This is a genomic window from Nocardioides koreensis (genome assembly GCF_039531775.1).
Classification (GTDB): Bacteria; Actinomycetota; Actinomycetes; order Propionibacteriales; family Nocardioidaceae; genus Nocardioides; species Nocardioides koreensis.
The window spans coordinates 33,298-58,755 of the sequence record NZ_BAAAQR010000007.1; the positions used below are offsets into that span (position 1 = coordinate 33,298).

Genomic DNA, 25,458 nt, shown 5'->3' on the forward strand with positions numbered 1-25,458 from the left:
AACGTTGTTCAGTTCCGGCCCGGATCCGGTCTACCCTGTGGCCCGTGACCGACATCCTCGAGCGCGCTGCCCACAAGGTCCTCGACGACGGCGAGGGCCTGTCGTACGACGAGCTGGTGGAGGTCCTCCGCCTCCCCGACGACCGGGTCCCGGAGCTGCTCGAGCTGGCCCACGCGGTGCGGTTGAAGCACTGCGGGCCCGAGGTCGAGATCGAGGGGATCATCAGCCTGAAGACCGGTGGCTGCCCCGAGGACTGCCACTTCTGCAGCCAGTCCGGCCAGTTCACCTCGCCGGTGCGCTCGGTGTGGCTCGACATCCCGCAGCTGGTGCGGGCCGCGCAGGAGACCGCGGCCACCGGCGCCAGCGAGTTCTGCATCGTCGCTGCCGTCCGCGGCCCCGACGAGCGGCTGATGTCGCAGGTCCGCGACGGGATCAAGGCGATCCAGGAGGCCGTGGACATCAACGTCGCCTGCTCGCTGGGCATGCTCACCCAGCAGCAGGTCGACGACCTCGCCGCGATGGGCGTGCACCGCTACAACCACAACCTCGAGGCGGCGCGGTCGTACTTCACCCACGTGGTCACCACCCACACCTGGGAGGAGCGCTGGGCGACCTGCGAGATGGTCCGGGAGGCCGGGATGGAGCTGTGCTGCGGCGGCCTGGTCGGGATGGGGGAGAGCCTCGAGCAGCGCGCCGAGCTGGCCGCCCAGCTGGCCGAGCTCGACCCGCACGAGGTGCCGCTGAACTTCCTGAACCCGCGCCCCGGCACCCCGTTCGGCGACCTGCCGCTCATGGGTTCGGCGGACGCGCTGCGCACGATCGCGGCGTTCCGGCTGGCGATGCCGCGCACGATCCTGCGGTACGCCGGCGGGCGCGAGCTCACCCTCGGTGACCTCGGCACCCGCGACGGCCTGCTCGGCGGCATCAACGCGGTGATCGTGGGCAACTACCTGACCACCCTCGGCCGCGACGCCGACGAGGACCTCGCGCTCCTCTCGGACCTGAAGATGCCGATCAAGGAACTCGCGAAGACCCTGTAGATGGAGACGTACTGCGGCCACTGCGGGGAACCCGCCGAGGCGCGTGACCACACCGGCTGCGCGGCGCGGCTGGAGCTCGAGCCGCCGCGGTTCTGCACCTCCTGCCGACGCCGGATGAAGGTCCAGGTCGCCCCGCGCGGCTGGACCGCGACGTGCGTGGAGCACGGGGTGCTCGCCGGCTGACGCCTCTGCGGGTCAGCCGTCGTCGATCCCGCGCGCGTGCAACGCGTCGCCGGTGGCGCGGGCGTGGGCGACCACCCGGATCACCAGCGGCGTCAGCCGCGCCCGTGGGTCGCGCTGGAGGCCGCGGGCGAGCGCGGCGTCCCGGGTCTCGTTCGCGATCCCGATGGTGGTGGGGATGGCCCGGATCGTCAGGGCGAAGGCCAGTGCCACCCCGTCGGCGTCGACGCCCAGCCGGCCCAGCGGGCGCAGGGCCCGGGTCACGGTGTCGAGGACCTCGTCGACCGGCGTGGTCACGGTCAGCACGGTCGCGAGCAGGACGAGGGCGAGGAGGTCGCCCACCGACTCCAGCGCGCGCGGCCAGCCCTGCTGCCAGAGCTGGTACGCGCCCAGCGCGGCGGCCATCAGCAGGATGCCGCGCAACGCCCGGAGCGTGATCCGCACGCCCGCGCCCGACCAGGCGACCAGGAGCGCGGCGCACGCCAGCACCACCACGCTGCTGATCGGCCCGCGCAGGACCAGTGTGAGCACGCCGGCGACCAGCAGCCCCAGCAGCTTGGCGCCTGCCGGCGCCCGGTGCAGCAGCGTCGAGCCGGGCCGGTGCAGGCCCAGCATGCTCATGCCGGGTCCCCGCTCCGTGGAATGTTCATGCCGTCGTCCGGTAGTGCGCGACGACCTCGGCCGCCTCGCCGTCCGCGACGACCCGCCCGCCGTCCACCAGCAGCGCGCGCTCGCAGCGGGCGGCCAGGTCGAGGTCGTGGGTCACCAGCACCAGCTGCTGGGGGAGTCCGAGCAGGAGCTCGCCGATGCGCCGGCTGTTCGCGAGGTCGAGCAACGTCGTCGGCTCGTCGGCGACGAGCACCCCCGGGCCGGTGGCCAGCACGCCGGCCAGCGCCAGCAGCTGGCGCTGGCCGCCCGAGAGCGTGTGGACGCTGCGGTCCGCGAGCTCTCCGAGGCCGTAGGACGCCAGCACCTGGAGGGCGGCCCGCCGGCGGCCCTCCTTGTCGCGATGGGTGCGGCGCAGCGAGAGCGCGACGTCCTCGACCACCGTCGGCATGACCAGCTGGGCCGCGGGATCGGTGAAGACGAAGCCGACCCGACGGCGTACGTCGCGTCCCTGCCGGGCGACGTCGAGGCCATCGACCAGCACCCGGCCGGTGGTGGCGGTCACCAGGCCGTTGAGCAGCCGGGCGAGGGTGGACTTGCCCGAGCCGTTCGGCCCCACCAGCGCGATCCGCTGCTCGGTGAGCTCGAGGCTGGTCTCCTCCAGGATCGTCAGGTCCCCGTCGTTGCTGGGCACCCGGACGGTCGCCCGCTCCAGGCTGATCGTGCTCACGCGGTGAGCGAGCTCTCCCGGGCCTCGACCGGAGCCCTGCGGTCGAGCAGGTCGGGGAACGCGCGGTGGACCGCGGTGGCGACCAGCGCCATCGCGACCGCCTTGAGCACGTCACCGATCCAGAACACCTTGTCGATGTTGAAGGCCCCCGACCAGCTCAGGCCGTCGATGCGCAGCACCAGCCCGGCCATCCCGAGCACGTGGTTGAGCAGCGTGCCGGCGAGGCCGGCCAGGAGGATCGCCGGGACGCTGGACTGGATCGTGCGGCGGGGCAGCCGCTCCACGACCAGCCCGCAGAGCGCGGCACCCAGCGGGAAGCCGATCAGGTATCCCATCGACGGCTTGGTGAACTCGCTCAGGCCCGCGGCCCCGCCAGCGAAGACGGGCAGCCCGGCTGCGCCCACGACGAGGTAGAGCAGCACCGCCAGGAATCCGCGCCGCGCGCCGAGCACGGCGCCGCAGAGGAGCACGCCGAACGTCTGCAGGGTGATCGGCACCGGTCCGGTCAGGTTGATCGACGGCAGGACGGCGCAGACCGCCACGAGCGCGGCGAAGCCCGCGACCAGGGCGAGGTCGGTGCTGCGCCGGGCGGAGTCGTTGCTCTTCACGTGGGTTCCTCGGGGGCTGGTCGGCGAGGCCGGTGGTCAGGTGAACGGCGTTCAGGTTAGGTTCGGGGTGGGTGTCCGTCAAAGCGGGCCCCGCCCCGAGCCCAGGAGTCCCATGCGCTACCAACGGTCCGACATCGTCGAGCGGGCCCTCGTCGTGCTCGACACCTACGGCCTGGCCGACCTGACCATGCGGCGGCTCGGCGCCGAGCTGGGCGTCCAGCCCAGTGCGCTGTACCACCACTTCGCCAACAAACAGACCCTGCTGGCCGCCGTCGCCGACGAGATCCTCGCCCGCGGTCGTCGACCGCGACGCGAGGGACTCACCTGGGACGACCGGGTCCTCGCGGTCTGCGGCGAGCTTCGCGACGCGATGCTGGCCTACCGGGACGGCGCCGAGGTGGTCGCGACCGTGCACGCCTTCGGCCTCGGCGCCGGCGGTCCCGCGCAGGAGCTCGACGAGGCGCTCGCCGACGGAGGATTCCCTCCCGAGCTGGGCCGCACCGCGGCGCGGACCCTGCTGCACTTCGTCTTCGGCCACGTCTCCGAGGAGCAGACCCACCTCCAGGCCGGCAGCGCCGGCGCGATCGACGGAGCCCCCCGCGAGGGCTCCGACTTCGAGCTCGGGCTGGGTCTCGTGGTGGACGGGATCCGGCTGCACCAGCCCGCAGGCTCCGGGGTGTCGTCGGACTAGCCCGGGACTGACGCGTCCACGTCGGCGCCGTGCAGCTCGGCGAGGAGCACGGCACCGGCCAGGTCCAGCTTCGTACGCCGCAGCCGGGCGGCCGCGAGATCGACTCGGTCCAGGCTCGCCCCCCGCAGGTCGGCGGCGCCGAGGTCGGTGTCGCGCAGGGTGGCGCCGTCCAGCCGGGCGTCGCGCAGCGAGGTGCCGCTGAGGTTCGCGAGCGACAGGTCGGCCTCGCGCAGGTCGAGCCCGGTCAGGTCGAGCTTCGACAGGTTGCCGCCCCGGATGGTGACGCCCTGCCACTGGCCGCCGACCACCCGGATCGGACGCAGGGTGCACTCGGCGAAGACCGAGCCCAGCAGCTTGCAGCCCTCGAAGACCGCGTCGAAGAAGCTGGTGCGACGGAAGTCGCAGGCCACGAACGCCGAGCTCTGGTGGACCGAGGCGTTGAGCCGGCAGCCGTGGAAGGTGCAGCGGTCGAAGGCGGCGCCGGCCGTGCTGACCTCGGAGAGGTCGACGTCGGTGAAGGTGCACTCCTCGAAGCGCGCGGCGCCGAGGTCCTCGCCGTACCAGTCGTCCCCGCGGAAGTGGTGGCCGACGGCCGTCTCAGACATCGACGGTGCCGCCGCTGCGCCAGTAGACCCCGTCCTCGCGGGCCATGAACTGGTTCTCCACCAGGTAGCGGCGCAGCGCGGCGTGGTCGGGGTGCACCCGGCCGAGGACGTCGTTGACCTCCGACTCGGGGTAGCGCCGGCCCGGCTCGAAGCCCTGGGCGAGGTGGTCGAGCACGACCAGCAGCTTGGACCGCTTCGAGGGGATCGTGTGCAGCCGGCCGTCGTCGGTGAGGAAGTTGCCGAGCACTCGTCGATCGCGTTCGTCCATGCGCCCAACCGTAGGTGCGGGTGGCGACGGCCCGCACCCGACTATTCAGACGGCGTGAGCCCCAGCAGCTTGCGGGGCTTGGTGGCGGTGTCGAGGCCACCCTTGACGTCGCGTTTCTCGAAGTGCAGGTGGCAGCCGTCGGGGGCGCCGTTGTCGGAGGCCAGCGCGATCTTCTGGCCGCGGTGGATCCGCTCACCGGGGTGGGCAAACACCTTGCGGGTGTGCCCGATCACCAGGTCGTAGCCGCGGTGACGGTTGCGGATCAGCATCGGGTTGTCGCCGTACGCCGGCCCCAGCGACTCGTGGGAGACGACCCGGCCGCCGTACCGCGCGAAGAGCTTGGTCCCGCACTTCATCGCGATGTCGATGCCGTGGTGGAACCCGCGGTCGTGCTCGCAACGGGGGTCGGGGTCGTAGTACGGCGCGGTCGTGCACCCGAACGGCACCATGATGCGGTGCGCGCCGGCGTACCACGGCGAGGTGTAGCGGGTCTTGTCCTTGGTGTAGAAGTGCCACCGCGGATCGGCGTCGGCGGGCGGCGCGAGCAGCGTCGCCACCAGAAGTGGGAGGACGGCGAGGGCGGTGAGACGTGCGACGACCGAGCGCATGCGCCCCAACCTAACCCGGACGGCGCCGACGCCGCGCGACGATTGGGCCCCTGAGGTTCCTGCGCAACGGGGACAAGGTCCAGACGTTCTACGCCGACGACGCGGGCTACCACTGCAGCCGCTGCAAGGTGGCCGAGGTGACCCGCTGCTGGAAGAAGGAGACGGTGGTCGTGCGGGCTCCGCTGCGGTGCTGCGTGGGCAGCCCGCCCCGACCCCGGGTCATCCGGCGAGCAGTCGCTCGCACTCCGTGACGAGCCTGGCCCTGAGCGGGGCGCCGCGCTCGGCGAACCCACGCTGCGCCGCGGCGTACTCCTGCTTGCCCTCGGCGGTCTCGACCCGGATCGGTTCGAAGCCGAGGTCGGCGAGGTCGTACGGCGCGGCGCGCATGTCGAGGGCCCGGATGTCCCGCGCCAGCTCGAAGCAGTCCGCGACCAGGTCGGAGCAGATCATCGGCGTCAGCCTGAAGGCGTGCTTGTAGAGGTCCATCCCGGCGTGCAGGCAGGCCGGCTGCTCGAAGGCCGGACGGTCGGCCGAGGTGGGGGAGAGCGTGTTGAGCGGTCGCGCCGGCCCGGTGAAGAACCGGTAGGCGTCGAAGTGCGAGCACGCGATCCGGTGCGACTCCACCACGGCGTCCGTGCCCGCCGGACCCAGGCGCAGCGGCCAGTCGGCGTGCCGGGTCTCGTCCTCGGCCAGTCGGTAGACCATCGCCCACTCGTGCATGCCGAAGCAGCCGAAGTTGGGCGCGCGACCCGCTGTGGCGGCCAGCAGCCGGTGCAGCGACTCGAGCAGCGGCCGCTGCGAGGCGACGTACTCCTCGCTCACCGTGGTGGTCTCGACGGGCTCGACCACGTACCCCTTCAACCCCGCGTACGCCGAGGCGTCGCCGCCGAGCCCCACGCCGTACCCCGGGTGCCACCGACGCAGCTGTGCCGGCCGCTGCGAGTAGTAGGTGAAGAGGAAGTCGTGGACGGGATGCTTGACCCGGGACTCGCGGCGCGCCAGGTGTGGCTTCACGAACGCGTCGACGCGCTCCGCGTGCCCGGCGGCGCGCGCCCGCCACGCCGTCTCGTCGAGCACCTCGATGTCCACGCCCCGCAGGGTAGGTGGTGCCCGGCCGGTCGATAGGCTCGGCCCCGTGCGCATCGCAAGGTTCACCACGGGAGAAGACCCGCTCTACGGCGTCGTGACCGGCGAGCTCGACGAGTTCGGCCAGCCCGCCGAGGGCAGCATGATCGTCGCGCTGGCGGGTGACCCGCTCTACGTCGGGGTCAAGCTGCTCGACCAGGAGCACCGCGTCGAGGACGTGCGCCTGCTCGCGCCCGTGCTGCCGCGAAGCAAGGTCGTCGGGATCGGCAAGAACTACGCCGCTCACGCCGCGGAGATGGGCGGCGAGGTGCCGGCGGAGCCGCTGATGTTCCTCAAGCCGAACACCAGCGTGGTCGGCCCGGGTGACCCGATCTTCTACCCGCCACAGACGCAGAACCTCCACTACGAGGGGGAGCTGGCCGTCGTGATCGGCCGGATCTGTCGCGACGTGCCGCCGGAGCAGGCGACCGACGTGATCCACGGCTACACGATCGCCAACGACGTGACCGCGCGCGACCTGCAGAAGTCCGACGTGCAGTTCACCCGCGCCAAGGGCTTCGACTCGTTCTGCCCGCTGGGGCCGTGGATCGAGACCGACCTCGACCCGCAGGCCTTCGCCGACGGCGTGAAGATCCAGTCGTTCCTCAACGGCGACCTCGTGCAGGACGGCAGCACGAAGGACCTGATCTTCGACATCCCCACACTCATCGCTCACGTCTCGAGCGTGATGACGCTGCTGCCCGGCGACGTCATCCTCACCGGCACCCCCGAGGGTGTCGGCCCCATGAACGTCGGCGACGAGATCGAGGTCTCGATCGCCGGACTCGGCACTCTCACGAACAAGGTGGCACTGCGCTAAATGGTCTCGACAAGCTCGACCAACGATCGGCCCGTCCGCGTCCGGATGGCACCGTCCCCGACCGGCAGCCCCCACGTCGGCCTGGCCCGGACGGCCCTCTACAACTGGGCGTTCGCCCGCCACGCTGCGCTGAAGGGCGGGCAGGGCACGTTCGTCTTCCGCATCGAGGACACCGACGCCGCCCGCAACACCGAGGAGTCCTACGAGGGCCTGATCGAGGTCATGCAGTGGCTCGGCCTCGACTGGGACGAGGGCCCGCTCAAGGGCGGCCGGTTCGGCCCGTACCGCCAGTCGGAGCGCTCGGACATCTACGCCGACGTCCTCGCGAAGCTGCGCGAGAGCAAGTTCACCTACGACTGCTACTGCACCACCGACGAGGTGGAGGCACGGCGCAAGGCGTCCGGCTCCAAGGTGATGGGGTACGACGGGTTCTGCCGCGAGCTGACCGAGGAGCAGGTCGAGGCGTTCCGCGACCAGCACCGCGACCCGGTCGTCCGGTTCCGGATGCCCGAGGGCGAGATCACCTTCGACGACCTGGTCCGCGGCGAGATCACCTTCCAGACCGAGTTCGTCCCCGACTTCGCGCTCTGCCGCGCGAGCGGGGCCCCGCTCTACACGCTGGTCGCCCCCGTCGACGACCTGCTCATGGAGATCACCCACGTGCTGCGCGGGGAGGACCTGCTCAGCTCCACCCCGCGCCAGCTCGCGCTGTACGACGCGCTCGCGCAGATCGGCGTCGGCAACGGCACCGTGCCGCGCGTCGGCCACCTGCCCTACGTGATGGGCGAGGGCAACAAGAAGCTGTCCAAGCGCGACCCGCAGGCCCATCTGATGGCCTACCGCGACCAGGGCTTCCTGCCCGAGGGGCTGCTCAACTACCTGGCCCTGCTCGGCTGGTCGATCTCGGGCGACCGCGACATCTTCAGCCTCGAGGAGATGGTCGAGGCCTTCGAGATCGGGGACGTGAACCCCAACCCGGCGCGCTTCGACCTGAAGAAGGCCGAGGCGATCAACGCCGCGCACATGCGACTGCTGTCGGTCGAGGAGATGACCGAGCGGGTGCTGCCGTTCCTCGAGGCGGCCGGTGTCCTGGACCCCACCAGCCTGCCGGACCGGCAGCTGCTGGACCTGGCGATGCCGCTGGTGGCGGAGCGGATCAACAAGCTCACCGAGGCCGTCGACATGCTGGGCTTCCTGTTCGTCGACGAGGACTCCTTCACCCGCGACGAGGCCGACGTGGCCAAGCTTCTCGACGAGCAGGGCCGGCAGGTCGTGCAGGCGTCGTACGACGCCCTCAGCGGGCTGCACGAGTGGTCGACCGCGGCGATCCACGAGGCGCTCCAGGCCAAGCTCGTGGACGAGCTGGGCCTCAAGCCCCGCCACGCATTCGGGCCGGTGCGCGTGGCCGTGACCGGGCGCCGGATCTCGCCGCCGCTGTTCGAGTCGCTGGAGCTGCTGGGTCGCGAGCGCGGCCTCGGCCGCCTGAGCAGCGCACTGGCGTGAGATGAGCAGCCCGTCCGCCCCGGGGGAGGGGCTGCCCTACCACCTCGTCCTGCGGGCCGGTCGTCCCGGCTGGTGGCGACCGGTCCTCGGCACCCTCGCGTTCGTCGTGGTGATGCTGGGGCTGGTGCCGCTCCTGCTGCAGGTCCCGTTCGCCGGCTGGTTCGCACTCTCCGGCGAGCCGGTCGGCGACAGCATGCAGCGCCTCGTCGACCTCGAGGACCCCACGCCGCTGGGCCTGGCCTACCTGAACCTGGTCCTGGCCGCCGCGATCCCGGTGACCTGGGTGATCGTCCGGCTCGTGCACGGGATGCTGCCGCGCTGGCTGGCGTCGGTCCGACCGCGGATCCGGTGGCGGTGGTTCGCGACCTGCCTGGGGCTCGCGGTCGTCTCGCTCCTCGCCACCCTGGTGGTCTCGGCGATGATGCCGGCGTCCTCCAGCGATCCCCAGGTGAGCGGCTCGCTCAACGACTTCACCAGGACCACGCGCGACTTCCTGCTCGTCGTGCTCCTGCTGACGCCGCTGCAGGCGGCCGGGGAGGAGTACGCCTTCCGCGGCTACCTCACCCAGGCGTTCGGCGGCCTCTTCAACAACCGGGTGGCCGCCATCCTCGGGCCGGCCCTGCTCTTCGCGCTGGCGCACGGGGCGCAGAGCGCGCCGGTCTTCTTCGACCGGTTCGCGTTCGGGGTGGTCGCGGGGGTCCTGGTGATCGCGACGGGCGGGCTCGAGGCCGGCATCGCGATGCACGTGCTGAACAACTGGCTGGCCTTCGGGCTGGCGCTCGCCTTCGGCGACATGGGCTCGACCCTCAACCCCACCGGTGGGAGCTGGTGGAGCCTGCCGGTGACCCTCACCCAGTCGCTGGTCTACCTCGGTCTCGCGCTGCTGGTGGCCCGCCGCAGGGGGCTCGAAACGGCCACGAACCCGGCCGTTTTGGTGGCCCCGAGAGGACTTGTGTAAGGTTTCTCCTCGGCTCGGGAACGGCGTTCCGGAAGGGCCAGACCATTGGGATATGGTGTAATTGGCAGCACGACTGGTTCTGGTCCAGTTAGTCTAGGTTCGAGTCCTAGTATCCCAGCGAAGTCCCGGTCAGCAGGCCGGGATTTGGTGTGAAACGGGCGGTTTCGCTAAGGTTTCACCCGCTGCTGAAGAGCAGATGCAAGGCAAGCCCCCGTTGTGTAGCGGCCTAGCACGCCGCCCTCTCAAGGCGGTAGCGCCGGTTCGAATCCGGTCGGGGGTACACCTTCAGGAGGCCCGGTCCAGTGGACCGGGCTTTCTGCATTTGTGCGGTTGCTGCGCCTGCCGTGCAGCCGGTTTCAGGCGCAGATGCCCGCAGCCGCGGCCGCGTCCACCTGGTCCCGGCTCGGGTGCTGGTCGCGGCCCTTGGCGGACACGGAGCCGCGGACGAAGCTCCCCAGGGGCTGGTCCTCGTGCACGCGCCGGACCAGTGACCGGTACGACGGCGACAGCCCCACGTGCGGATAGCCAGGGGTGCCCTCGGCGTAGAGGAAGTTGGGCATCGTCACGAACCTGATGTGGGCGAGGTCCACGTCCCGCAGCTGTTGTGCGAGGTCGACCAGTGCGCCGGCGCCGGCCAGGTCGGGGCTGGCCTGGAGCGAGCCCGTGAGGGCGTCGGCGAAGCCCAGCAGCCGATCGGGACGGGTCAGGGTGTGGGCCGAGAGGACCTTGTGGGTCAGGGCGGCGATGAACGACTGCTGGCGCTTCATCCGGCCGATGTCGGTGCCGCTCAGCACGTGGCGCAGTCGCACGTAGCTGAGGGCGTCGGTGCCGTCGAGGTGGACGCTCTCGCCGGCGTCGAAGTGGACGTGCAGGTAGGTCGGGTCGTCGAGGGGCACCGGGATGCAGACGTCGACCCCGTTGATCGCGTCGACCATCGCCTTGAAACCCCCGAAGTCGATGGTGAGGTACTCGTCGACGTAGACCGGCGCGAAGACGGACTCGACCTGCTCGACCGTGCACTCGGGGCCGCCCAGTGCGAAGGCCTGGTTCCACATCTGCTCGGACCCGCCCGGCACCAGGGTGCCGTCGACGGTGCAGTCGGGACGGTCGACCAGCAGGTCGCGGGGGATCGAGACGCCGTAGGCCGACCTGCGGTCGGCGGCGACGTGCAGCAGGATGGTCGTGTCGGAGACGCCGCCGCCCGCCTCGCCGTCGACGTGGCAGCCCGCGCAGTCGCGGGTGTCGCTGCCCATGACGACGATGTTGAGCGGCTCGTGCGGCTGTCCCGGTTCCTTCGCCGCCTTCGTGTTGTGGTGCCGGATCGGCGGCCCCACGATGATGTTGCCGTCGAGGTGCCGGTAGGCGAAGGTCACCGCGACTGCGGTCACCACTGCCAGGCAGAGGTTGGTGGCCAGGATGACCCGCAGCACCGTGCGGCGGTGGTGGGGCTCGAGCCCGGGGCGGCCGGCCCCGGGGGGCTGATCGGTCGCGGGCGTCTCGTCGGCGGGCACGCGCCGATACTCCCAAGGTGGGCGCGGGTCCGCTGCTGAATGGCGGGACTGGCACCGCCGCGAGGGCCGTGTCCGATTCCCGCGAGAGACGGTCGGTGGCGTGGGTGATGATGGACCCATGAGCGCAGCACCCGTCATCGGCACCGGACTCGACCCGGAGTCCTGCTACCGCGCGGTGAAGTCGCGCGACCGCCGCTTCGACGGTGTCTTCTACACCGCGGTCCGCACCACCGGCATCTACTGCCGGCCGTCGTGCCCCGCGCGCACCCCCGCTTCTGCGAACGTCACCTTCCACCCCAGCGCGGCCGCCGCCCAGGCCGCGGGCTACCGGGCCTGCAAGCGCTGCCTGCCCGACGCGACGCCGGGGAGTCCCGACTGGGACGTCGCGGCCACGGCGGCCGGCCGGGCGATGCGGTTGATCGCGGACGGGGTCGTCGATCGGGAGGGCGTGGAGGGGCTGGCGCGCCGGGTCGGGTACACCCCTCGGCACCTCAGCCGCATCCTCGCCGGGGAGCTCGGCGCGGGGCCGCTCGCGCTGGCGCGGGCCCGCCGTGCCCAGACCGCGCGCGTCCTGATCGAGACGACGTCGCTGACCTACGCCGACATCGCCTTCGCGTCGGGCTTCTCCAGCGTGCGGCAGTTCAACGACACCGTGCGTGAGGTGTACGCCGCGACGCCGACCGAGCTGCGGGGCCGGCGCGGGGGCCACCCCGTGACGGGCACGGTCAGCATGCGCCTGGCCGTGCGCACGCCGTTCGCCGGCCGGGCCCTGCTGGACTTCCTGGCCTACCACCTGGTCCCGGGCGTGGAGGTGGCCGGCGACGGCTGGTACGCCCGCACGCTGGACCTACCGCACGGCCCGGGCACGGTGCGGCTCGACATCGACGACGCCCCCGAGGCCGGGCAGACCGCGTTCGTGAGCGCCACCTTCGAGCTGGAGGACCTGCGCGACACCGCGGCGGCGGTCGAGCGCACGCGCCGCCTCGTGGACGCCGACTGCGACCCGCTCGCGGTGGCCGAGCACTTCGCCGGCGACCCGGTGATCGGGCCGCTGGCCCGCCGGTACCCCGGGTTGCGGGTGCCCGGCCAGGTCGACGGTGACGAGGTCGCGATCCGCACCGTGATCGGGCAGCAGGTGAGCGTGGTCGGCGCCTGCACGGTGACCGGTCGGCTCGTCGCCGAGCACGGCCGGCCCGTGACCAGCGCGATCCCCGGGCTCACCAGCCTCTTCCCCGACGCCGCGATGCTCGCCGGCCTCGATCCCACCACCCTCCCGATGCCGCGGGCCCGGGGCCGCGCCCTCGTCGGCCTCGCGCAGGCCCTGGCCTCCGGCGACGTGGCCCTGGACCGTGGCCCGGACCGCGACGACGTACGCCGTGCCCTCCTGGAGTTGCCCGGCATCGGACCGTGGACGGCCGACTACGTCGCCATGCGCGCGCTCGCGCACCCCGATGTCTTCCTGCCCACCGACGTGGGCGTGCGCAACGCGCTGACCCGGCTCGGGCACGACCCCGTGGTGGCGTCGAGCCGGCAGGACGCGTGGCGCCCCTGGCGCTCCTACGCGCTGATGCACCTCTGGAACACCCTGATGCCACCCGTGGCGACCGAGGAGACCTGACATGTGGATCCTGATGAACAGCCCCGTGGGCGAGCTGCTGATCGTCGAGCAGGGCGGGGCGATCGTCGCGATCGAGTTCTCGCCGTTCAGCGATGTCGACGGCCGTCCCCGCGGCGACCGCGACGACACGAACCCCGTGCTGGTCGAGGCGGTGCGGCAGCTGCGGGCCTACTTCGACCGCGACCTCAAGGAGTTCGACCTGCCGCTCGCGCCGGTGGGCACGGCCTTCCAGGCGCGGGTGTGGGACCAGCTGCAGCAGATCGGCTACGGCGAGACCGCGTCGTACGGCCAGATCGCCGGGCGGCTCGGCCTGACCGGCCACGGGGCCCGGGCCGTCGGGCTGGCCAACGGCCGCAACCCGATCCCGATCGTCATCCCCTGCCACCGCGTCGTCGGCGCCAACGGCACCCTGACCGGCTACGCCGGCGGCATCGAACGCAAGCAGACCCTCCTCGACCTCGAGCAGGATGCCCTCTTCTGAGCCGGCCGAGGCACGAGGCCGGGTCGGAACGAGAGGACAGGTCGAGTAGCGACGCGACCGACGAAGGAGGTCGCGGGGAGCGTGTCGAGACCGGGTGAGGCGAAAGGCGACCTCTGAGGTCTCGACGGCTCCGTCGCGACCTCGCAGGCTCGGTCGCGGTCGCGCTCGACCTGGGTGCTGCTTCTCGGACCTCGCAGGCTCGGTCCGAGGCACCTCACTCCGCGGCGGCCCGGCGGAGGGACTCCGAGAGCCGCTCGGCGGCGGCGAGGACAGCGGGAGCGTGCATCCGGCCGGGCTGGCGGGAGAGCCGCTCGAGCGGGCCGGAGACCGAGACGGCGGCGATGATCTTGCCGCTGGGGGAGCGGACCGGGGCGGAGACCGAGGCCACGCCCTGCTCGCGCTCGCCGACCGACTGGGCCCAGCCCCGCCGGCGGATGCCCGACAGCGCAGCCGCGGAGAAGGCGGCGTTCTGCAGGCCACGGTGCATGCGGTCCGGGTCCTCCCACGCGAGCAGCACCTGGGCGGCCGAGCCGGCCCGCATGGTGAGCTGGGAACCCACCGGAATGGTGTCGCGCAGGCCGCTGGGGCGCTCGGCGGCGGCGACGCAGACGCGGTGCTCACCCTGGCGGCGCCAGAGCTGTGCGGACTCACCGGTGATGTCGCGCAGCCGGGCCAGCACCGGTCCGGCCGTGGCCAGCAGCCGGTCCTCGCCCGCTGCGGCGCTGAGCTCGGCGAGCCGCGGGCCGAGGACGAAGCGCCCCTGCATGTCCCGGGCGACCAGGCGGTGGTGCTCGAGCGCGACGGCGAGGCGGTGCGCCGTCGGGCGCGCGAGCCCGGTGCCGGAGACCAGGCCGGCCAGCGTGGCCGGGCCCGACTCGAGGGCGGTCAGGACGAGGGCGGCCTTGTCGAGGACGCCGACTCCACTGGTGTTGTCCATATGGCAATACTGCCGTCTCAGATCATGGGATGCAAGCGTAGGCTGTGTGACGTCGCCGGGAGCGTGGTCTCGACAGGCTCGACCACCGAGGGTGGACCGCACTCGAGCAGCGAGGGTGGGCCGCACTCGAGCAGCGAGGGTGGGCCGCACTCGGCTCCGAGGGTGGCACCTGCTCCGCAGGCGACAGCACGAGCACCGAACAAGTGAGGGAGACAGTCATGGGCAAGACCCTGGCCGAGAAGGTCTGGGACGAGCACGTCGTCCGGTCCGCCGACGGAGAGCCGGACCTGCTCTACATCGACCTGCACCTCCTCCACGAGGTCACCTCCCCGCAGGCCTTCGACGGTCTCCGGCTCGCCGGACGCACGGTCCGTCGTCCCGACCTGACCCTGGCCACGGAGGACCACAACGTCCCCACCGTCGACTGGGACAAGCCGATCGCCGACCCCGTCTCCCGCACCCAGGTCGAGACGCTGCGCCGCAACGCCGAGGAGTTCGGCATCCGGCTGCACCCGCTCGGCGACATCGAGCAGGGGATCGTCCACGTGGTCGGCCCGCAGCTGGGGCTGACCCAGCCCGGCATGACCATCGTGTGCGGCGACAGCCACACCAGCACCCACGGCGCCTTCGGCGCGATCGCCTTCGGGATCGGCACCTCCGAGGTCGAGCACGTCCTCGCGACGCAGACCCTCCCGCAGGCCAGGCCGAAGACCATGGCCGTCACGGTCAACGGGAGCCTGCCCGAAGGCGTGACCGCCAAGGACCTGGTGCTCACCCTGATCGCCCACACCGGCACCGGCGGGGGGCAGGGCTACATCGTCGAGTACCGCGGCCAGGCCATCGAGGAGCTCTCGATCGAGGGTCGGATGACGGTGTGCAACATGAGCATCGAGTGGGGCGCCAAGGCAGGTCTGATCGCGCCGGACCAGAAGACGTTCGACTACATCGAGGGCCGGCCCGAGGCGCCCGAGGGGGCCGACTGGGACGCGGCGGTCGCGCACTGGAAGACCCTCGTCACCGACGAGGACGCCCGGTTCGACGAGGAGATCGTGCTCGACGCCGGCGAGATGACCCCGTTCGTCACCTGGGGCACGAACCCCGGGCAGGGCGTGCCGCTGGGTGCGGCCGTCCCGGACCCCGCCGGCTTCGAGCACGAGAGCGACCGGATCGGCGCGGAGAAGGCCCTGCAGTACATGGGCCTCGAGGCCGGTACGCCGATGCGCGAGGTCAAGGTCGACACCGTCTTCGTGGGCTCCTGCACCAACGGCCGCATCGAGGACCTGCGCACCGCTGCCGCCGTCATCAAGGGCCGGCACGTCGACAAGGACACCCGGCTCCTGGTCGTGCCGGGCTCGGTGCGGGTCCGGCTCCAGGCGGAGCAGGAGGGCCTCGACGTGATCTTCAAGGAGGCCGGCGCCGAGTGGCGCGGCGCGGGCTGCTCGATGTGCCTGGGCATGAACCCCGACCAGCTCGCCCCCGGTGAGCGCAGCGCGTCGACCTCGAACCGCAACTTCGAGGGCCGGCAGGGCAAGGGCGGACGCACCCACCTGGTGTCCGTGCCCGTCGCCGCCGCCACGGCCGTCCGCGGCACGCTGTCGTCGCCTGCCGACCTCGACTGACCTCGACCTCCGGAAAGGAGCCAGCCATGGAGAAGTTCACCACCCACACCGGCGTCGGCGTGCCGCTGCGCCGCAGCAACGTCGACACCGACCAGATCATCCCGGCCGTCTACCTCAAGCGCGTGACCCGCACCGGCTTCGAGGACGGACTCTTCGCCGCCTGGCGCAACGACCCGTCGTTCGTGCTCAACAACGAGGCGTACGCCGCCGGCTCGGTGCTGGTGGCCGGGCCCGACTTCGGCACGGGCTCCTCGCGCGAGCACGCCGTGTGGGCCCTGCAGAACTACGGCTTCAAGGCCGTGGTCTCGCCGCGCTTCGCCGACATCTTCCGCGGCAACGCCGGCAAGGCCGGCCTGCTCGCGGCGCAGGTCGACGAGAAGGTCGTCCAGCGGCTCTGGGACCACCTCGAGGCGCACCCGGGCGCGACCGTGACCCTCGACCTGGAGTCGCGCACGGTCCGGGCCGGCGAGGGTCCCGACGCGATCGAGGACTCCTTCGGCATCGACGACTACACGCGCTGGCGCCTGCTCGAGGGGCTGGACGACATCGGCATCACCCTCGGGCACGAGGGCGCCATCGAGACCTACGAGGCGGCGCGACCGAGCTTCAAGCCCGCCACCCTGTAGGCACGCTCAGCGCATCGCGAGCTGCGTGCAGAAGGGCTCGAACCCGAGCCTGCGCGCGGTCGCGAGCGAGGCCAGGTTCGTGTCACGGGCGCCCCACCGGGCCAGGCCGTGCTCGCGGACGGCGTACGACGCGGCGTGCCGCGCGACCACGGGCGCGAGGCCGCGGCCCCGGGCCTCGGGGGCGACGAGGACCCCGATGTCGCGGGGGTGTCCGTCGAAGAGGTTGAGGTTGGACGCCGCGACCAGCAGGCCGTCCACGTGCACCCCGAACGTGCGGTCGGCGGGTGCGTCCGCGAACCCGGACTCGCGCCAGTCCTCGTCGCCGGCGCGCGCCCGCAGCGACGCGAGCTCGTCCACCGTCGGGGTGCGGAGGCCGCCACCGCTGCCGGGGTCCACGTCGAGGTAGAGGTGCGTGCTCGGACCGATCACCTCGATGCCACGCGTCGCCGCGAAGTCGTGCCAGAACCCCGGCTGCTGCAGGTCCTCGACCGGGTGCCCTGCCAGCTCCCGCTCGACGCCGGGGCCCACACCCGCCGGGAGCGAGACGTGGAGCCCCGCGTCGCGCCACGCGACGAAGAAGCCCGGGTAGTCACCGAGCATCCCGTGCGGTCGCGCCGTGACCGATGCCCACACCGCCGACCGCTCGATGCCGAACCGGTCGGCCCACCACTGGTGGAGGTACTCCTCCGTCTGTCGCTGCACCGTGCCGACGATAGGCGCGGGCCGGGACGCGCCACGAAATCTCGTCGGAGCGCGGAACGTGTCGCCGACGGCGACCCGGGGCCGATCCCACATGAGGAGCAGGGCACCGAAGTGCGCAAAACCCAAGCAGGACTGGGGATTCGAGCACGACCGGTTGGGCGCACAACGCCAATTCCTCGTGTTTTCCGGGGTTTTCGATCGAAGAAAGCCGTCCAGACAGGGAAAAAAGGTCGTTGAAAAGTCGGCGTGGTGATTGTGACCAAGGCCACGAATACCTAGCGTGCGTTGAAGAAAGTCGAGCACGGGCTCGGCCTCACAGGTTCATTGGAAGGGAAGCTAGTGAACAAGTCTCAGCTCATCGATGCACTGGCCCAGCGTTACGAGGGGAATCGCAAGGCAGCCGCGCACGCGCTCGAGTCCGTCCTGGACACGATCACCCGCGAGGTCGCCAAGGGGGAGAAGGTCGCCATCACTGGCTTCGGATCCTTCGAGAAGCGCGTCCGCGAGGCCCGCTGGGTCCGCAATCCCCAGACGGGCGAGCGGATCAAGGCGAAGAAGAAGGCCGTGCCGAAGTTCAGCCCCGGCGCCGACCTGAAGAACGTCGTCTCCGGCGCCAAGAAGCTCCCCAAGCTGACGCTGGCCGCGTCGGGCACGGCCGCGAAGAAGGCGGCCGCCTCCGGCGCCGCCGCGGCCTCGGCTGCCAAGAAGGCGGCTCCGACGAAGAAGGCCACCGCGACCAAGTCCGCCGCGGCCAAGAAGACTGCGCCGGCGAAGAAGACGGCCGCCAAGTCGACGCCCGCCAAGAAGGCGACGACGGCGAAGACCACGGCCGCCAAGAAGTCCGCGCCGGCGAAGAAGACGGCCGCCAAGTCGACGCCCGCCAAGAAGACGACAACGGCGAAGACCACGGCCGCCAAGAAGTCCGCGCCGGCGAAGAAGGCGCCGGCGAAGAAGGCCACCGCCACGAAGTCGGCGGCCAAGAAGTCCACGACGAAGAAGTCGGCTGCCAAGAAGTCCTGACGATCGGCACCTGATGGTGGGCCTCCCTCGGGAGGCCCACCATCACTGCATTTCGGCTGCCGTGGTGTGGGGGCCGACCCCCAGCGCGAGGGCCTCCTGGAGGTCGGTGAGGTCATCGACGTCGCGTCGCAAGGACGGCAGGGCCCCGCTGATCTCCTCGGCCCCGGCGTCGAGGTGCGCCAGGCGCGAGCCCGGCCCGAACCGCGGGTCGAACAGCGGGTGCGGGGCGGTGTAGAGCGTGGTGCCGACGCCCGCGGCATCGGCGACGAAGGAAGGCACCTCCGCAGCCGTGCGGTCGAGCGCCGTGTCGAGGTCGCGGGCACGCAGCGCCGGGAGGTCGGCGCACACGGCCACCGGCACCAGGTCCGGCCAGCGGCGCAGCGCCTCGGCCGCGGCCTGGCGCAGGGTCGCGTTGAGGTCGCCGGTGACCGCGTCGGGGATCGAGGCGCAGCCGAGGTCGGCGAGCCGTCGGGCGAAGGTGGCGTCGTCCGTGATCGCGAGCACGGCGACGACGTGGTCGGCGGTCAGGCAGGCGGCGACGGTGTCCAGGGCGAACGCCGCCGCCAGGTCGCGTCGCCGGTCGTCGGAGGGGCCGACGAGCCGGGACTTGCCGTGGGCCGGCGGCTTCACCGGCACCAGCGCGGCGTACTGCTGAGGCGTCATCGGATCGATCCTCGCAGGCCGCGATCACCAACCGGCTGCGGGTGTGTCCGGCGGGACCTCCGGCCGGTCCGACCGGATAGCCTTCACTCGACGTAGAGCGCGTCGCGGTCGCCGGCCGCAGGAAACGACAGGGACGCATGTGAAGGTTCGCAAGCTGCAGCAGCGGCGTGGCTGGGCGTTCAGCATCGCCGTCGCCATCGTCAAGCCGGCGCTGCTCGCGACGACCCGGCACGACTGGATCGACGGGGAGAAGATCCCCGCGTCCGGCGGCTTCATCCTGGTGCTCAACCACGTCTCGCACATCGACCCGCTCACCGCCGCGCACGTCGTCTACGACCACGGTCGGCTCCCGCGCTACCTGGCGAAGTCCGGGCTGTTCAAGAACAAGGCGCTCGCCTACTTCCTCGGCGCCGCGGGCCAGATCCCCGTCGAACGGCTGAGCCGCAACGCCATCGGCGCGTACGACGCCGCCGTGCGCGCCGTGCAGCAGGGCGAGTGCGTGGTCGTCTACCCCGAGGGCACGATCACCCGTGACCCGGGGCAGTGGCCGATGACGGGCAAGTCCGGGGCCGCCCGGATCGCCCTGGCGACCGGCTGCCCGGTCATCCCGGTGGGGCAGTGGGGCGCGCAGGACCTGCTCGCGCCGTACGCCAAGAAGCCGGACCTGTTCCCGCGGAAGCTGGTCACGATGAAGGTCGGCGACCCGGTCGACCTGTCCGACCTGCTGGGGCTGCCCCCGTCGCACGACGTGACCCAGCGGGCGACCGACCGGATCATGGCCGCGATCACCGCGCTGGTGGAGGACGTCCGGGGCGAGAAGGCCCCCGCGGAGCGCTTCAACATGCGCAAGGCCGGCCTCCCCGAGACCGGAAACCCGTACAAGAAGGCCAAGAAGTCGAAGAAGGAGCGCCCATGAGCCACGTGCCGACGAAGCACGGCAAGGTCGCCGTGTTCACCGCCGGGTCGTGGGGGACGGCCTTCTCCATCGTGCTCGCCGACGCCGGCAACGAGGTCGTGCTCTGGGCGCGCCGCGAGGAGCTGGCGCGCGAGATCAACGAGCACCACGAGAACCCGGACTACCAGCCCGGCGTGGAGCTGCCCCCCGCCGTCTCCGCCACCTCCGACGTGGAGAAGGCGCTGCACGGCGCCGACATGGTGGTCCTGGCCACCCCGTCGCAGTCGTTGCGGGCCGGCCTGACCGAGTGGGCGCCCCACATCGAGAAGGACGCCGTCATCGTCTCGCTCATGAAGGGTGTCGAGCTCGGCACGCTCGAGCGGATGAGCGAGGTCATCGCCCAGGTCACGGGTGCGGGTCCGGAGCGGATCGCCGTGGTCAGCGGGCCGAACCTCTCCCCGGAGATCGCCCGGCGTGAGCCGGCCGCCTCCGTGGTCGCGTGCGCCGACGAGGAGGTGGCGAAGATGATCCAGCACCGCATCCACTCGCCGGCCTTCCGCCCGTACACGAGCACCGACGTGCTCGGCTGCGAGCTCGGCGGCGCCTACAAGAACGTTGTCGGCCTGGCCGTCGGCATGGCGGTGGGGCTCGGCTTCGGCGACAACACGACCGCATCGGTGATCACCCGCGGCCTCGCGGAGACGGCTCGGCTGGCGACCGCGCTCGGTGCGAACCCGCTCACGCTGATGGGGCTGGCCGGCCTGGGCGACCTCGTGGCGACCTGCTCCTCGCCGCTCTCGCGCAACCGCACCTTCGGCGAGAAGCTCGGCCAGGGGATGACCACCGAGGAGATCTACGCGTCGACGCGTCAGGTCGCCGAGGGCGCCAAGTCCTGCTCCTCGCTGCTCGCCCTCGCTCGCAAGACGGGCATCGACGCACCGATCGCCGAGCACGTCGACGCCGTCGTGGCCGGCCGGATGACCGCGCAGGAGATGATGGACTCCTTCATCGCCCGCGACACCAAGGCCGAGGCGGACTGACCCGGTGAGATGCGCAGGGCGGCGAGTGCGGGACGGTCAGGGACCCTCAGACCACGTCGTCGAGCGCGGTCCGCAGGTCGTCCCACAGGTCGTCCACGTCCTCGATGCCCACCGAGAGCCGGACCAGGCCGTCGGGGATCGTCGCCGGCTCGGACTTCCAGCGCCGCCGCCGCTCGAAGGTGGACTCGACCCCGCCGAGCGAGGTGGCGTGGACCCAGAGCCGCGTCTTGCGGGTCAGCAGGTCGGCGGCCATCGCGCCCTGCGCCAGCACGATCGAGACGATGCCGCCGAACCCGGGGTAGCGGACCTCGCCCACCGCCGGGTGCGCGGAGAGTCGGCGCACGAGCTCCTGGGCGTTCGCCTGGGCCCGCTCGACCCGCAGGTGCAGGGTGCGCAGCCCGCGCAGCGCCAGCCAGGCCTCGAGGGTGCCGGGCACCGCGCCGAGCAGGTCGCGCCGGCCCTTGAGCACGGCGTACAGCTCCTCGTCCCGGGTGGCGACCGCACCCATGAGGACGTCGCTGTGGCCGGCGAGGTACTTGGTCGCCGAGTGCACGACCAGGTCGACGTCGAGGTCCAGCGGCTTCTGCAGCAGGGGAGTGGCGAAGGTGTTGTCGACCACGACGTACGCCCCCGCGTCGTGCGCCGCCTCGCGGATGGTCTCGATGTCGGCGATCTCCAGTGCCGGGTTGGTCGGGGACTCCAGCCACACCAGGGCTGCGTCCTCGCAGGCCTTCACGACGGCGTCGGTGTCGGTGACGTCGACCAGCTCGGTCCGCAGCCGGCCCCGCGCCTCGAGGTCGCCGAGCTGCAGCACGGTGCCGTTGTAGGCGTGCCGGGGAGCAACCACCTTCGCGTCCCCGCCGACCAGGTCGAGCACCGTCGCGACCGCGGCGAGCCCGGAGGCGAAGCTCAGGCAGCGCCCGCCCTCGAGCGCGCCCAGCGCCTCCTCGAACGCCGCCCAGGTGGGGTTGCCGTAGCGGCCGTACTCCAGGTCCCCGCCGGCGACGTACGTCGAGGCCATCACGATCGGCTCGTTGAGCGGTTGGTCCGGCCGGTGCTCGGGTCGTCCGGCGGTGACCGCGACCGTCGACGGCCGCCACCCGGGGTCGGGTGTGGGGGCGGACACGGGCTGGGGGCTGGCTGGCGAGTCCTCGGACATGGGCCCGAGCCTAGGCCGCTAGGGTCGAGCCGATGAACGAGCCCACCCCGAACCGCAAGCCCCGCGTCGCCGTCGTGTTCGGTGGGCGCTCCAGCGAGCACGGCATCTCCTGCGTGACGGCCGGCAGCGTGCTGCAGGCCATCGACCGCGAGAAGTACGACGTCGTCCCCGTCGGTATCGCGACCGACGGCCGCTGGGTGCTGGAGTCCGGGGATCCCGACCGGCTGCGGATCGAGAGCGCGGACAAGCTGCCCAGCGTCGACGGCGCGGGCGCCTCCGTCGCGCTGGCCCAGCACGTCGGCTCCACCGACCTGGTCGTCTCCGAACCGTCGCAGCCCCCGAGAACGCTGGGCGAGGTCGACGTCGTCTTCCCGCTGCTGCACGGGCCGTGGGGCGAGGACGGCACCATCCAGGGCATGTTCGAGATGGCCGGCGTGCGCTACGTCGGCGCGGGGGTCCTGGCCTCCGCGGTCGGCATGGACAAGGCGTACATGAAGATCGTGCTGCAGGCCGCCGGCCTGCCGGTGCTGCCGTCGGTGACCGTGACGGCACGCGAGTGGGCCGCGGACCCGCAGACCTGCCGGGAGCGGGCGGCCACCCTGGGCTACCCGCTGTTCGTGAAACCCGCGCGCGGCGGCTCCAGCTACGGCATCTCCAAGGCGCACGACCCCTCCGAGCTCGACGAGTGCCTCGAGGAGGCCATGCGCCACGACCCCAAGGTGCTCGTGGAGGTCTCGGCCGAGGGCGGCCGCGAGGTGGAGTGCGGTGTCCTCCAGGCCCTGGACGGCACCCCGGAGACCAGCGTGCCGGCGGAGATCCGGGTCACCGGTGACCACGAGTTCTACGACTTCACCGCGAAGTACCTCCCCGAGGAGGCCACCGAGCTCGACATCCCCGCGCCGCTGCCTCCCGGGAAGACCAAGGAGATGCAGGGGCTCGCGACGCGCGCGTTCGAGGCGGTCGGTTGCGAGGGCCTGGCCCGCGTGGACTTCTTCGTGATGTCCGACGGCTCGCTGGTCATCAACGAGATCAACACGATGCCCGGCTTCACCCCGACGTCGATGTTCCCGCAGATGTGGGCCGCCAGTGGGCTGGACTATCCCGCGCTGGTGGACCGGCTGATCCAGCTCGCGCTCAAGCGCGACACCGGTCTGCGCTGACCTACTACTTGCAGCGCTCGACCAGCCTCAGGTCCCGGTCGACGACCGCACCGATCGTGGCGGCCGTGTTCGGGAACCCGTCCGGCCGGTAGCTCCCGGGCAGGAACACCTGCACCCGGGGCCGGTAGCCGACCGCGGTCATGGTCACGTCCTTCGACTGGTCGTCGGAGAGCAGCACCTCGTCGGGGACGTACCACCCGACCCCGGCCGCCTCGATGCACGTCGAGGTGTCGTCGAAGCCCGACGGCACCGGGACGCCGCAGGTGAGGACGATGGCCGGGTCGCCCCAGGCGGCGCCGAGGTCGGTGTCACCGGAGACGGTGCGCGACTCCTCCCCGGCGACCTGCTCCGGGAGGTCCTCGACGAGGTTGCGGCACGCGGCCGCGTCGGCGTCGGACATCGAGGGCGCGTCGATCCCGACCGGTCCGGGGCCCCCGCACCCGGCGAGCAGCAGCGCGCAGGCGGACGCGGCGACGCCCCGCGTCCGGGTGGACACGGGGCGTCGCCGACGGGCGGTGCGGTCAGGCACTCAGATGTGCACGACCGGGCAGGTCAGCGTGCGGGTGATGCCCTCGAGGTTCTGCACCTTCGAGACCACCAGCTTGCCGAGCTCGTCGACGTTGCGGGCCTCGGCGCGCACGATCACGTCGTACGGTCCGGTGACGTCTTCGGCGAGGGTGACGCCCTTGACCTGGGCAATGGCGGAGGCAACCTCGGCCGCCTTGCCGACATCGGTCTGGATCAAGATGTACGCCTGGACGACCATCGTGGGCTCCTCGTTCTTCGCGGGGATTCGTGTGCCGGTCAACCTACCGTGCGGGACGCGTGTGTCGATAGGTGCGCCCATGCACTGGCTGCGCAGCCCGATCTGGTGGGATGAGCGCATGGCTTTTCCCCCCGACGCCACGCTCACCGACGCCGGCGAGTTCGGACTCATCAGCGCCCTCACCGACGTGTTCACCCAGGGTGAGCACGTGCTGATCGGTCCGGGCGACGACGCCGCGGTGCTGCGGGTGAAGAACGGCCACGTCGTGGTCTCGACCGACCTGATGGTCGAGGGGCGGCACTTCCGTCGTGAGTGGGCGTCCGCGGAGGACGTGGGCCACCGGGCCGCCGCGCAGAACCTCTCCGACGTCAACGCGATGGGTGGCCGCGCCACCTCGCTCACGATCGGGCTGGCCGCCCCCGCCGACCTGCCGGTGCAGTGGGCGCTCGACTTCGCCCGGGGCTTCGCCGACGAGTGCGCGCTCGTGGGCGCGAGCGTGGTCGGGGGGGACGTGACCCGCTCCGACCAGCTGGTCATCGCTGTGACCGTGCTCGGCGCGTGCACGCAGGCACCCGTGGTGCGCTCCGGTGCCGAGCCGGGCGACGTGCTGGCCCTCTGCGGCCGCCAGGGCTGGGCCGCGGGCGGCCTGGCGGTGCTCGGGCGTGGGTTCCGCTCGCCGCGGGTGCTGGTCGAGGCCTACCGCCGCCCGGAGCCGCCGTACGACGCGGGGCGGCTCGCCGCCGAGGCCGGCGCCACGGCGATGATCGACGTCTCCGACGGGCTGCTCGCCGATGCCGGCCACGTGGCGCAGGACTCCGGGGTCTCCATCGACGTGCAGCGCGCGGCGTTCGAGGTGCCGGAGCCGCTGCAGGCGGTCGGCGCCGCGCTGGGGGCCGACCCGCTGCAGTTCATCCTCGGTGGTGGTGACGACCACGCCCTGCTCGCGACCTTCCCCGAGAGGTCGGTCCCCGAGGGCTGGTCGGTCATCGGGTCGGTCGCCGCGCCCGGCCCCGACGGGCCCGCGGTCACCGTCGACGGCGCGGCCTACGAGGGTCCGACGGGCTGGGTGCACTTCTAGGCCGTGTCTCCCAATTCCATGGCCTGCTGCGCGCCGCTCCACGGGCGCCTGGACTGCGTTGTCGTCGGTCGCCGTGGCTCCGCCACGTCTCCCTCCTCCGCCTTGCCAGGCACTCCGTGGGACGACGCTCGCGACGGCCCAGAATTGGGAGACACGCCCTAGCCGGTCCACCGGTCCGCGTCTCGGGCCGGCCGAGCGTCCTCCCCGAATCATCCGCGCCGGGGGAGGCGAACGGTGTGATCCATGGGAAAGGTGTGCACACAAGACGAGGGAAGGTGTCGCCGATGGTGGTCATGATCGGACACGCTGGTGTCTACCTGATCCTGGCGCTCGTGTTCCTGGCCATCATCGGCGGAGGCGTGCTCTGGGCCTACCGGAGGAGCCGGTAGGGCAGTGCGCGGGCATGCAGAGAGGCCGCCACCCGATGGGTGACGGCCTCTC

29 protein-coding genes and 2 tRNA genes are annotated in these 25,458 nt (G+C 71.9%); 17 read left to right on the forward strand and 14 right to left on the reverse strand.

Annotation, left to right across the window (positions count from 1 at the left end; all coding sequences use genetic code 11):
- The first annotated feature begins 44 nt into the window (after positions 1 to 44).
- On the forward strand, positions 45 to 1,040 hold the full coding sequence (bioB, locus tag ABD268_RS12340) for a biotin synthase BioB (RefSeq protein WP_344152236.1): 996 nt from the start codon (positions 45 to 47) through the stop codon (positions 1,038 to 1,040).
- Entirely contained in the window at positions 1,041 to 1,223 is a 183-nt protein-coding gene (bsaP, locus tag ABD268_RS12345) for a biotin synthase auxiliary protein BsaP (RefSeq protein ID WP_344152239.1), read from the forward strand. It begins immediately after the preceding gene.
- Positions 1,224 to 1,235: 12 nt separating this feature from the next.
- On the opposite strand, the gene ABD268_RS12350 is transcribed toward bsaP, so the two are convergent.
- The 3 genes from ABD268_RS12350 to ABD268_RS12360 are packed head-to-tail and all read right to left on the reverse strand — an operon-like array spanning position 1,236 to position 3,164.
- Positions 1,236 to 1,841 (reverse strand): CbiQ family ECF transporter T component, encoded by a 606-nt coding sequence (locus ABD268_RS12350; protein WP_344152242.1) that lies wholly within the window; start codon positions 1,839 to 1,841, stop codon positions 1,236 to 1,238.
- Positions 1,842 to 1,866: 25 nt separating this feature from the next.
- Positions 1,867 to 2,556, reverse strand: coding sequence for an energy-coupling factor ABC transporter ATP-binding protein (locus tag ABD268_RS12355; RefSeq protein ID WP_344152245.1), 690 nt, complete (start codon positions 2,554 to 2,556; stop codon positions 1,867 to 1,869).
- Positions 2,553 to 3,164, reverse strand: a complete 612-nt coding sequence (locus ABD268_RS12360; protein ID WP_344152248.1) for a biotin transporter BioY — start codon at positions 3,162 to 3,164, stop codon at positions 2,553 to 2,555. Before ABD268_RS12360 ends, ABD268_RS12355 begins: the two co-directional genes overlap by 4 nt.
- Before the next feature lie 112 nt (positions 3,165 to 3,276).
- Between ABD268_RS12360 and ABD268_RS12365 the strand changes: the two genes are divergently transcribed.
- Complete coding sequence (locus ABD268_RS12365; protein ID WP_344152251.1) at positions 3,277 to 3,855, forward strand: TetR/AcrR family transcriptional regulator C-terminal domain-containing protein; 579 nt, start codon at positions 3,277 to 3,279, stop codon at positions 3,853 to 3,855.
- Here ABD268_RS12365 and ABD268_RS12370 read toward each other — a convergent pair.
- The 4 genes from ABD268_RS12370 to ABD268_RS12385 all read right to left on the reverse strand — a co-directional run bounded on the left by ABD268_RS12370 (position 3,852) and on the right by ABD268_RS12385 (position 6,425).
- Positions 3,852 to 4,460, reverse strand: a complete 609-nt coding sequence (locus ABD268_RS12370; RefSeq protein WP_344152254.1) for a pentapeptide repeat-containing protein — start codon at positions 4,458 to 4,460, stop codon at positions 3,852 to 3,854. The genes ABD268_RS12365 and ABD268_RS12370 overlap by 4 nt on opposite strands.
- Positions 4,453 to 4,728 (reverse strand): DUF2087 domain-containing protein, encoded by a 276-nt coding sequence (locus ABD268_RS12375; protein ID WP_344152257.1) that lies wholly within the window; start codon positions 4,726 to 4,728, stop codon positions 4,453 to 4,455. Before ABD268_RS12375 ends, ABD268_RS12370 begins: the two co-directional genes overlap by 8 nt.
- Before the next feature lie 41 nt (positions 4,729 to 4,769).
- Positions 4,770 to 5,336: a M23 family metallopeptidase gene (locus tag ABD268_RS12380; protein ID WP_344152260.1), complete on the reverse strand. Its 567-nt coding sequence runs from the start codon at positions 5,334 to 5,336 to the stop codon at positions 4,770 to 4,772.
- Positions 5,337 to 5,555: 219 nt separating this feature from the next.
- On the reverse strand, positions 5,556 to 6,425 hold the full coding sequence (locus ABD268_RS12385; protein ID WP_344152263.1) for a 3-methyladenine DNA glycosylase: 870 nt from the start codon (positions 6,423 to 6,425) through the stop codon (positions 5,556 to 5,558).
- A gap of 46 nt (positions 6,426 to 6,471) precedes the next feature.
- Between ABD268_RS12385 and ABD268_RS12390 the strand changes: the two genes are divergently transcribed.
- The 5 genes from ABD268_RS12390 (at position 6,472) to ABD268_RS12410 (ending at position 10,022) form a co-directional block, all read left to right on the forward strand.
- Positions 6,472 to 7,281 (forward strand): fumarylacetoacetate hydrolase family protein, encoded by an 810-nt coding sequence (locus ABD268_RS12390; protein ID WP_344152266.1) that lies wholly within the window; start codon positions 6,472 to 6,474, stop codon positions 7,279 to 7,281.
- Positions 7,282 to 8,784 (forward strand): glutamate--tRNA ligase, encoded by a 1,503-nt coding sequence (gltX, locus tag ABD268_RS12395; RefSeq protein WP_344152269.1) that lies wholly within the window; start codon positions 7,282 to 7,284, stop codon positions 8,782 to 8,784. It abuts the gene before it with no gap.
- A gap of 1 nt (position 8,785) precedes the next feature.
- Entirely contained in the window at positions 8,786 to 9,742 is a 957-nt protein-coding gene (locus ABD268_RS12400; protein WP_344152272.1) for a CPBP family intramembrane glutamic endopeptidase, read from the forward strand.
- Positions 9,743 to 9,788: 46 nt separating this feature from the next.
- Positions 9,789 to 9,860: transfer RNA gene (locus ABD268_RS12405), tRNA-Gln, on the forward strand.
- A gap of 89 nt (positions 9,861 to 9,949) precedes the next feature.
- Positions 9,950 to 10,022: transfer RNA gene (locus tag ABD268_RS12410), tRNA-Glu, on the forward strand.
- Positions 10,023 to 10,098: 76 nt separating this feature from the next.
- On the opposite strand, the gene ABD268_RS12415 is transcribed toward ABD268_RS12410, so the two are convergent.
- Positions 10,099 to 11,253 carry an LCP family protein gene (locus ABD268_RS12415; protein ID WP_344152275.1) on the reverse strand — a complete coding sequence of 385 codons (1,155 nt, stop codon included), beginning with the start codon at positions 11,251 to 11,253 and terminating at the stop codon, positions 10,099 to 10,101.
- Between the two features lie 118 nt (positions 11,254 to 11,371).
- On the opposite strand from ABD268_RS12415, the gene ABD268_RS12420 reads away from it, so the two are divergent.
- The gene (locus tag ABD268_RS12420; protein ID WP_344152278.1) at positions 11,372 to 12,871 is read left to right on the forward strand and encodes an AlkA N-terminal domain-containing protein; all 1,500 of its coding nucleotides are present in this window, start codon (positions 11,372 to 11,374) and stop codon (positions 12,869 to 12,871) included.
- Between the two features lies 1 nt (position 12,872).
- Positions 12,873 to 13,352 (forward strand): methylated-DNA--[protein]-cysteine S-methyltransferase, encoded by a 480-nt coding sequence (locus ABD268_RS12425; RefSeq protein ID WP_344152281.1) that lies wholly within the window; start codon positions 12,873 to 12,875, stop codon positions 13,350 to 13,352.
- Between the two features lie 214 nt (positions 13,353 to 13,566).
- On the opposite strand, the gene ABD268_RS12430 is transcribed toward ABD268_RS12425, so the two are convergent.
- On the reverse strand, positions 13,567 to 14,289 hold the full coding sequence (locus ABD268_RS12430; RefSeq protein ID WP_344152284.1) for an IclR family transcriptional regulator: 723 nt from the start codon (positions 14,287 to 14,289) through the stop codon (positions 13,567 to 13,569).
- A gap of 218 nt (positions 14,290 to 14,507) precedes the next feature.
- Here ABD268_RS12430 and leuC point away from each other — a divergent pair, with 218 nt between their 5' ends.
- Positions 14,508 to 15,908, forward strand: a complete 1,401-nt coding sequence (leuC, locus tag ABD268_RS12435) for a 3-isopropylmalate dehydratase large subunit (RefSeq protein ID WP_344152287.1) — start codon at positions 14,508 to 14,510, stop codon at positions 15,906 to 15,908.
- 26 nt (positions 15,909 to 15,934) lie between these two features.
- A complete protein-coding gene (gene leuD / locus ABD268_RS12440) occupies positions 15,935 to 16,534 on the forward strand; it encodes a 3-isopropylmalate dehydratase small subunit (RefSeq protein ID WP_344152289.1) in 600 nt (199 codons plus the stop codon).
- Positions 16,535 to 16,540: 6 nt separating this feature from the next.
- Here leuD and ABD268_RS12445 read toward each other — a convergent pair whose 3' ends face one another.
- Complete coding sequence (locus ABD268_RS12445; protein ID WP_344152291.1) at positions 16,541 to 17,236, reverse strand: GNAT family N-acetyltransferase; 696 nt, start codon at positions 17,234 to 17,236, stop codon at positions 16,541 to 16,543.
- A 339-nt stretch (positions 17,237 to 17,575) separates the two neighbouring features.
- On the opposite strand from ABD268_RS12445, the gene ABD268_RS12450 reads away from it, so the two are divergent.
- Entirely contained in the window at positions 17,576 to 18,256 is a 681-nt protein-coding gene (locus ABD268_RS12450; protein WP_344152293.1) for an HU family DNA-binding protein, read from the forward strand.
- Positions 18,257 to 18,298: 42 nt separating this feature from the next.
- Here ABD268_RS12450 and cofC read toward each other — a convergent pair whose 3' ends face one another.
- The gene (gene cofC / locus ABD268_RS12455; RefSeq protein ID WP_344152296.1) at positions 18,299 to 18,919 is read right to left on the reverse strand and encodes a 2-phospho-L-lactate guanylyltransferase; all 621 of its coding nucleotides are present in this window, start codon (positions 18,917 to 18,919) and stop codon (positions 18,299 to 18,301) included.
- A 139-nt stretch (positions 18,920 to 19,058) separates the two neighbouring features.
- On the opposite strand from cofC, the gene ABD268_RS12460 reads away from it, so the two are divergent.
- Complete coding sequence (locus ABD268_RS12460; protein ID WP_344152298.1) at positions 19,059 to 19,835, forward strand: lysophospholipid acyltransferase family protein; 777 nt, start codon at positions 19,059 to 19,061, stop codon at positions 19,833 to 19,835.
- Positions 19,832 to 20,854 carry an NAD(P)H-dependent glycerol-3-phosphate dehydrogenase gene (locus tag ABD268_RS12465; protein ID WP_344152301.1) on the forward strand — a complete coding sequence of 341 codons (1,023 nt, stop codon included), beginning with the start codon at positions 19,832 to 19,834 and terminating at the stop codon, positions 20,852 to 20,854. The genes ABD268_RS12460 and ABD268_RS12465 overlap by 4 nt, the downstream gene beginning before the upstream one ends.
- A 46-nt stretch (positions 20,855 to 20,900) precedes the next feature.
- On the opposite strand, the gene ABD268_RS12470 is transcribed toward ABD268_RS12465, so the two are convergent.
- A complete protein-coding gene (locus ABD268_RS12470; RefSeq protein ID WP_344152304.1) occupies positions 20,901 to 22,013 on the reverse strand; it encodes a trans-sulfuration enzyme family protein in 1,113 nt (370 codons plus the stop codon).
- A 32-nt stretch (positions 22,014 to 22,045) separates the two neighbouring features.
- Here ABD268_RS12470 and ABD268_RS12475 point away from each other — a divergent pair, with 32 nt between their 5' ends.
- A complete protein-coding gene (locus tag ABD268_RS12475; protein ID WP_344152307.1) occupies positions 22,046 to 23,173 on the forward strand; it encodes a D-alanine--D-alanine ligase family protein in 1,128 nt (375 codons plus the stop codon).
- A gap of 4 nt (positions 23,174 to 23,177) precedes the next feature.
- Here the strand turns inward: ABD268_RS12475 and ABD268_RS12480 are convergent, their stop codons facing one another.
- Both ABD268_RS12480 and ABD268_RS12485 read right to left on the reverse strand, forming a co-directional pair.
- On the reverse strand, positions 23,178 to 23,669 hold the full coding sequence (locus tag ABD268_RS12480; RefSeq protein ID WP_344152309.1) for a DUF3515 domain-containing protein: 492 nt from the start codon (positions 23,667 to 23,669) through the stop codon (positions 23,178 to 23,180).
- 33 nt (positions 23,670 to 23,702) lie between these two features.
- Positions 23,703 to 23,939 (reverse strand): Lrp/AsnC family transcriptional regulator, encoded by a 237-nt coding sequence (locus tag ABD268_RS12485; RefSeq protein ID WP_284536751.1) that lies wholly within the window; start codon positions 23,937 to 23,939, stop codon positions 23,703 to 23,705.
- A gap of 118 nt (positions 23,940 to 24,057) precedes the next feature.
- Here ABD268_RS12485 and ABD268_RS12490 point away from each other — a divergent pair, with 118 nt between their 5' ends.
- Positions 24,058 to 25,017: a thiamine-phosphate kinase gene (locus ABD268_RS12490; protein ID WP_344152315.1), complete on the forward strand. Its 960-nt coding sequence runs from the start codon at positions 24,058 to 24,060 to the stop codon at positions 25,015 to 25,017.
- Positions 25,018 to 25,458: the final 441 nt, after the last annotated feature.